Here is a 7321-nt window from a genome sequence, read left to right on the forward strand (position 1 = left end):
AGCCTGCCGAGCCGTGCGCGTGTTCGAGCAGGATGGCGGGCAGGCCATCGAGCTGACGGTGGAGATCGACGGGCAAGAGCGCACCTTGCGCGGCCATGGCAACGGCCCCATCCACGCGGCGGTGCAGGCCTTTGCGTCGGCCGGCATCGCGGTGGAGGTGCACAGCTACGAAGAGCGCTCGATGGCTGGTGCCCACGACGACGGCAGCGCGAAAGCCTGCGCCATCGTCGAAGTGGGCGTGGCGGGCCGCTCGACCTTCGGGGTGGGCGTGAACGCCAACATCGTGACGGCGTCCATCCAGGCGCTGTGCAGCGGGGTCCAGCGGGCCCGCTCAGGCCGCTGAGCACGCCCCTGCATTGAGGGGTTCAAGCAAGGTCGAGGCGTTGCTTGCCCGCTTTGTTGGCGCTACCCGCCAGGCCACGTCCGAGCCGCCACGCCCTCGTAACGCACGTCCGCGCACCGCACCGGGAACATCGCCCCGGGCGGTTTGTCCGCCGCCTCCAGGTAACACGGGTGCATCCCGGCCTGGAAGGTCACGAACATGAACAGGCCGAACTCGCGCGGTGTCCAGCCGAAGTCGGCGGCGAAGGCGCTGTACAGGCCCGCGACGTTGATGCGCAGGTGCGGTCGCGTGGCGGCGAAGTACGCGTCGATCTCCAGTGCCAGGCGCACGTGGTAGCCATCGGCCAGGCCCAGCTCGCACGCGAGGGCATGGCTCAGCGCGACGCGTTCGTCTGCGGTGGCGATGGGCCGACCAAAACCGGCCATGCGCCCACCGCCTTTCAGGAAGGCTTCGAGGTGATCGGCCAGGGTGACGCCGCCTTCCAGGATCTCGCGGGTCTTGAGGTAAAACCCGACGGCCCGGAACTCGATGCCCCGCCCATAGATGGCCGCCTCCGACAAGGCCTGCGCGGCGCACAGCGACAGCGTGGGTGTGCTGCGCGTGGTGCCAGCCAGGGCCGCAACGCGGTTGTTCCACAGGCGTGAGTCAGGGTAGCTGGTCCAAACCCAGACAGAGTTGAACAAGCGCAACTGCTCGGGCGGCACGTGGCGACCGAAGATGCCGAAGGCGCACAGCGACAACCAGTCGAGGTCCTTGATGTGGCTCCTGTGCAGGTCGTGGCCTCGGAACACCGCGCGGCTGCCAGGAAAGGCCGCGCCCACCTTGGTCTGCAAGACATCGGCGTGGGCTTCGAGCACATGGGGGCCCCGTGTCATGCGACGCCCTCCTGAGTGCTGTTCACCAAGGGGTCGTCCTGCAGGTCGACGGGTGGGTAAGGAAAGCGCTTGAAGCCGTAGACCGTTTGCTGCTCCAGCGCGTGCGCAGCGGTGCCGGGCAGCCGAAGCAACAGGTGCAGCATCTCGCCTTCCATGGGCGTGAAGCCCAGGTCGGCAAAGGCCGCCGCCGCCAGGCCGCTCATGGCCAGAGGCATGGCTGCAGCCGCCTCCAGGGCGCCGAGGTGCTCACGCAGCCAGCTCAAACGAGGGCCGCCGCCGATGGCGGCCAAGGTCTGCAACGCCTGGAGCACGATGCCCGGCGTGCTCACCCCGTGCGGGTCGAAACCGGCAGGGTGTTCGCGCTGTGGCCAGCCTGAGTCCGATGTGGCCAGCCACGGGGGCATGTCATGGGCGATCAGGCAGGCGATCTGGGCGGTGACCTGGGCGGCGGTGTCGCCAGCGGGTGTGGCATCCCATTGCAGCCAGGCGTCCATGGCCAGGCGCACATCGCGCGCGCCGCCGCTTTGACCCGCGCCCACGGCCAGCGCGGCGATCAGGCTGGCCGCAGCGTGGGAGCCGCCCACGCCACCACACATGGCGGCATGCACCATCGGGTCGCGGGGCCCCGGGTTGGCCAGCGCCAGCGCCAGGCCTTCGAGCAGGCGAGCCTGCGCGGGCGAGGGCGCTTGACCCTTGAACAAGAGGTAGAGCATCTCCACCCAGCCGGCGCGGCCCAGCATCTGGCCGTAGACGTCGTAGCCATGGCAGTGGGCCGTGTGCGTCGCGAACGGGTTGTCGGCCTGTGCTTCTTCCCGCCAGATGCGGGTGTGCAGGGGCGAGGTGGCACCGCTCATGTCGTGGCGCCCGCTTCGAGGGTCTGCATGCGCAGGTCCATGGGCGGCACTTCCTCGCCGTCGATGCGGACGTCCAGCAAGGTGGGGCCTGGGCGCTGCAGGATGGCGTTCATGTCCAGCGCATCGAAGTCTTCCGGGCCACGGATCACGTGGCCGGCCACGCCCATGGAGCGCGCCATCGCGGCGTAGTCGACCTCGGGCAGCTCGAAGGCCACGCGCTCGGCCCCGGCCAGCCGCTGTCCGTGCTTGACCATGCCCAAAGCGGCGTCGTTGAGGATCACGAAGATCACGGTCAGGCCCTCTTGCGCGGCCACGGTGATCTCCTGGCCGTTCATCAGGTAGCTGCCATCACCCGTGATGCAGACCACCGGGCAATTCGGCTTGGCCTGTGCGATGCCCACGGCGGCCCCGATGGCCCAGCCCATCGGCGCGAAGTCCATCAGCACGCGCAACCAGCCGGCGCGGTCCTGGCGGCGCTCGCCGCGCCAGGCGCTGCCCGCCGACTTGCCCTGATCCGACCCAGCGCCTGCCCCGGCTCCTGCACCAGCGGTCGGCACCAGGCCCAGTCGGCGGTTGTTGCGCGACTCGAGGTAGTGGATGGCCCAGGCCGTCGCGTTGCCGGCATCGGCCAGGAAGCGCGTGGTCGGGGGCAAGCGCTTGGACAGCTCCACCATCAGGCGCTGCGGCTTGATCGGGGTGGCCTGGCTTTGCACCTTCTCGGGCTCGCGCAGGGTCACGATCGCCCGAGAGCCAGTCTGGTTGTGCGATGCGCGCCATGGCATGCCCAGGGCCTCTTGCTCGATGTGCATCACGTCCAGCAGGCGCTCGAAAACCGTGCGGATGCGCCCGCGCACGTGGTGGCGGGCCATGGGCGAGTGGCGCAAGTGCTCGTCGGTGGCGTCGATGTGCACCAGCTTGCGGTTGAGCACGCTGTTGCTCCAGGCGGCGCTGGTCCACTCGCGCAGGCTGGTGCCGATGGCCAACACCAGCTCGGTGTCGTCGTTGAGGGCCTCCCACGCCGAGCGGTGGCCGGCAAAGCCGAACACGCCCCGATACAGGCCGTGGTGGGGGTTGATGAGGCCCTTGGCATCCGGCGTGGTCACGAAGGGCGAGTTGGTCATCTCGGCGAAGTGGATGATGGCGTCGATGGCCTCACCGCAATCGCCCCCGATGATGAGCACCATCCTGCGGGTGCCCGGCAGCATGAGGAAGAGTTCGCGCACGGCCTCCTCGTCGAGCATGGAGGGGGTGCGCATCAGCTTTTGCAGGTGCAGCGGAGACAGGCGTTGTTCCACCGGCGCACGCAGGATGTCCAGCGGGATGCTCAGGTGGACGGGGCCGCGCGGTGTTTGCGTGGCACGCATCAAGGCCTGCACCAGCTTGGTCTCCAGCTGGTCCACATGGGAGACCAGCGTGTTGTAGCGCGTGCAGTGGCTGAACATGCCCACCGTGTTGATGCCCGTGCAGGACGACTCCTGCAGCGCGCCCTTGCCGAACACGGGCAAGGAAGGCTGACCCGTGATGACCAGCATGGGCACGCCGTTGTCATTGGCGCAGGCGACACCGGTGATGAGGTTGGTGGCGCCTGGGCCCGAGGTGGCGACGCACACGCCGATCTTGCCGGTCTCGCGGGCATAGCCGTCGGCCATGAAGGCGGCGCCGGCCTCATGGCGCGCCACGACGGGCCGCAGGCCGCCTTGGCGCATGCTCTGGGCCATGGCGTTGTAGAGCGGCTCGATCGCACCGCCTGGCACGCCGAAGACGTGGTCCACGCCAATCGCTTCAAGGTAGGCGACGATCAGGGACGCGGAACCCACGGTGTGGGAGGTGGACGCAGGTGGTGCTGCGAGTGGGGCTTTGACTGCGGACTGCATGACATGGTTCCTTGAATCTCATGCCCCCTGAGATTACACATTGAAACATTTAGAGCAGGCGCGAGGATGCCTCTCGCACAGGGGCCCGTCATCCCCCTTGTCACGGGCTCAACCGCGAATGAGGGGTGGTGGACTTGCGGTGATCTTTCGCGCGATGCACCCATGCGTGCTCACAGGTGCGCAGACGCGACAGTTTGAAAACGGGCCTCGGTGGAGAATGCGGTTGCCCGGCTGTCAGTGGCCGAACAAGCAATTGGGGAGTTTCTTGTTCTCAGCAAGGCGTCCATGGCAAGCCGCAGCGTGGTTCGGCTCTGTGTTGTTGGCATGGGTTTGCAGCCTGGTGCTCGCAGGCCCGTTGCTGGCCGCCGAAGAAGAGGTCGGTCGCGCCAGCCTGGCGGTCGTCTACCCTGACATCGGCGAGCCCTACCGGAGCGTGTTCGGCGCCATCATCGAAGGCGTCGAGGACCGTGCACAAGGCAAGGTCACGGGCATCGCCATCCCGATGGGCGGCAACCCGCCAGCCTTGTCAGGCGAGCTGCGCAAGCGCGAGGTCAAGGCGGTGATCGCCTTGGGCCGCAGTGGCCTGAAAGCCGCCGCCAGCCTGGACAAACAGTTCAGCGTGGTGGCAGGCGGCGTGCTGTCCGTGCCCGAGTCCGAAGCGCAGGGCATGTTGGTGCAAAGCCTGGCCCCCGAGCCCGCCTTGCTGTTTGCCAAGCTCAAGGCCTTTGCGCCCTTCGTCAAGCGCGTGGTGGTGGTCCATGACCCCAGGCAGAACGATTGGTTGATCCACCTGGCGCGTGAAGCGGCCAAGGCGCACTCGCTGGAGCTGCTGGCCCTGGAGGCAGACGACCTCAAGAGCGCGGTGCGGCGTTACCAGGAGCTGCTCGGCACGCTCCATCCCAAGCGCGACGCCCTGTGGCTGCCTCAGGACTCCACCACGGTCGAGGACTCCACCGTGCTGCCCCTGGTGCTGCGCGAATCATGGCGGCAGAACCTGGTGGTCTTCTCCAGCAACGCGATGCATGTGCGCCGTGGCGTGCTGTTTTCGCTGTACCCCGACAACATCGAGCTCGGGCGCTTCCTGGTCGGTGCCGCGTTGGCATCGCTGCAGCCGGGAGCGCAGGCCCCTCGCGGCATCCAGGCGCTCAAGCAGCTGCTCACGGCGGCCAACACACGCACGGCGGAGCACCTCGGGCTGGACCTGGGTGCTTCGAAGCAACGCATCCATCTGGTTTTCCCCGAGCAATGAGATGGGATGCAGGTTGTTATCGTTCGCCCACGGCAGCGGCCAAAGGTGTCGCTGGCACGCTGCGACAGGGAGTCATGCGCTTTGCAAACGTCCGAAGAGGCCACACAATCGGCCCGGCGCAAAAAGACTGGAACAGTGGATGTCTCGTATCGTTCCCGTGACCTTGGCACCTGTTGGTGCCGCGCCGCGTGCCCCGTCGCTGAACCAGTTGATGCGGGCCGTGGCCTGCATGCTGCTTGGGCAGGCCCTCTCGACGCCCCTCGCCGTGCAAGCCCAAGCACAAGCACAAGAGCAAGCGGGCAGGCCCTCTGTCGAAGAAGACGAGCTGGCCCTGTCCTTCGGTGACAAGGCCACGGTCAGCATTGCCACGGGTGCGCAGCAGCCTTTGCGCCGCGCACCTGCCGTGGCCACGGTCATCACCGCCCAGGACATCAAGGCCATGGGCGCCACGGACCTCACCGACGTGATGGAGACCGTGCCGGGTGTGCACGTCAGCCGCAGCCCCGTGGCCTACACGCCGCTGTATCAGTTCCGTGGCATCAGCAGCGACTACAACCCACAGACACTGGTGCTCCAGAACGGCGTGCCGATGACGACCATGTTCATCGGCAACCGGGGCCTGTTCGGGTACGGTGTGCCCCTGGAGAACGTCGAGCGCATCGAGGTCATCCGTGGCCCGGGCTCGGCCTTGTATGGCGCAGATGCTTTTTCTGGCGTCATCAACATCATCACCAAGACGGCTGCCGACATCCAGGGCACCGAGGTGGGCGCACGCGGTGGCTCCTTCAACACCCAGGATGCCTGGGTGCTGCACGGCGGCAAGCTGGGCCCCTTGGACCTGGCGGCTCACTTCCGGGCTGGGCGCACAGACGGGTTCAAGGAGCAGGTCGCAGCAGACACCCAGAGCTTCATCGACAACGCGTTGGGCTCGTCAGCCAGCCTGGCCCCCGGCTCGGTCAACACGGGCAGCAAGGGGCTGGATGCCGGCCTGGACCTCAGCCACCAGAACGTGCGTTGGCGTTTGGGCTACGTGCTGCGCGAAGGCGAGACGGGCGCAGGCGTGGCGCGTGCCCTGGACCCGGTGGGCCGAGGCAAGAGCGAGCGCATCCACTCCGATGTGTCCTGGAGCGGGATCGAGCTGGCCCGCGATTGGGACCTGGGCCTGAGCGCCAGCTACATGCATTACACGCAGCAGATCCCCCAGCCTTTGATGCTCTACCCACCCGGGGCTTTCGGTGGCACCTTCCCCAACGGCATGTTTGGTGGCCCCCACACCTGGGAGCGGCAGCTGCGGCTGTCGGCGGTGAGCACCTACACCGGCCTGGATGGCCACAGCCTGCGGTTTGGCGTGGGGCACGACGACCTGGACCTGTACAAGACGCGGGAGTTCAAGAACTTCAACATCGTCGTGACGTCGGTCTCAGGCACGCCGACACCCCTGCCATTCATTCGGGGCGACGGCTCGGTCGTGCAGGTGCCCGTCGGTGAATCCTTCCTCACCCCACAACGCCGCAAGGTCGACTACGCCTACGTGCAGGACGAGTGGCGCTTCGCCCAGGACTGGGCGCTGACAGGCGGCGTTCGCCACGACCGTTACTCAGACAACGGCGACACCACCAACCCCCGGCTGGCCATGGTCTGGGACGCATCGGTCGACCTGACTGCCAAGCTGCTGTACGGCAAGGCCTTTCGCGCGCCGGCCCTGACCGAGCAGTACAGCATCAACAACCCCGTGGCCCAAGGCAACCCCGACCTGAAGCCGGAAACCATCGGCACGTGGGAAGCGGCCTTCGCCTGGCAGGCCCGCCCCGACACCGACGTGAACCTGAGCCTGTTTCACTACCGCATGAAGGGCATCATCCGCACGACGGACCAAGGCACGGGCGTGAGCGTGTGGAACAACGCGGGCACCCAGCACGGCAAGGGCATGGAGCTGGAGGCCGTGTGGCGGGCGACCAGCACCCTGCGTTTGCAAGGGCACTACGCCTGGCAGCGCTCGGTGGACGAAGCCACCGGCCATGACGCCGGCTTTGCGCCGCGCCACCACCTCTTCGGGCGCATGGACTGGAGCGTGGCCAATGGCTGGCAAGTGGGTGGGCAGGTCAACCGGGTGGCGGGGCGCAAGC

6 protein-coding genes are annotated in these 7321 nt (G+C 67.5%); 3 read left to right on the forward strand and 3 right to left on the reverse strand.

What is annotated here, in order from left to right:
* Positions 1–343, forward strand: a 343-nt coding sequence (locus tag B2W70_RS13925; RefSeq protein ID WP_286746570.1) for an alpha-isopropylmalate synthase regulatory domain-containing protein, incomplete at its 5' end; no start/stop codon positions are given.
* 62 nt (positions 344–405) lie between these two features.
* Here B2W70_RS13925 and B2W70_RS13930 read toward each other — a convergent pair.
* Genes B2W70_RS13930 through B2W70_RS13940 form a run of 3 tightly spaced genes read right to left on the reverse strand, consistent with a single transcriptional unit; the run spans position 406 to position 3946 of the window.
* A complete protein-coding gene (locus tag B2W70_RS13930; protein WP_286746571.1) occupies positions 406–1218 on the reverse strand; it encodes a hypothetical protein in 813 nt (270 codons plus the stop codon).
* Entirely contained in the window at positions 1215–2072 is an 858-nt protein-coding gene (locus B2W70_RS13935) for a citryl-CoA lyase (RefSeq protein ID WP_286746573.1), read from the reverse strand. Before B2W70_RS13935 ends, B2W70_RS13930 begins: the two co-directional genes overlap by 4 nt.
* Positions 2069–3946, reverse strand: a complete 1878-nt coding sequence (locus B2W70_RS13940; RefSeq protein WP_286746575.1) for a thiamine pyrophosphate-binding protein — start codon at positions 3944–3946, stop codon at positions 2069–2071. Before B2W70_RS13940 ends, B2W70_RS13935 begins: the two co-directional genes overlap by 4 nt.
* A gap of 313 nt (positions 3947–4259) precedes the next feature.
* On the opposite strand from B2W70_RS13940, the gene B2W70_RS13945 reads away from it, so the two are divergent.
* Together B2W70_RS13945 and B2W70_RS13950 are read left to right on the forward strand one after the other, a co-directional pair.
* Complete coding sequence (locus B2W70_RS13945) at positions 4260–5195, forward strand: hypothetical protein (protein WP_286746577.1); 936 nt, start codon at positions 4260–4262, stop codon at positions 5193–5195.
* Between the two features lie 139 nt (positions 5196–5334).
* A partial coding sequence (locus B2W70_RS13950; RefSeq protein ID WP_286746578.1) for a TonB-dependent receptor plug domain-containing protein occupies positions 5335–7321 on the forward strand: 1987 nt, incomplete at its 3' end.

Origin of the sequence: Aquabacterium sp. UBA2148 (assembly GCF_002328915.1) — a bacterium.
GTDB lineage: Bacteria > Pseudomonadota > Gammaproteobacteria > Burkholderiales > Burkholderiaceae_C > Aquabacterium > Aquabacterium parvum.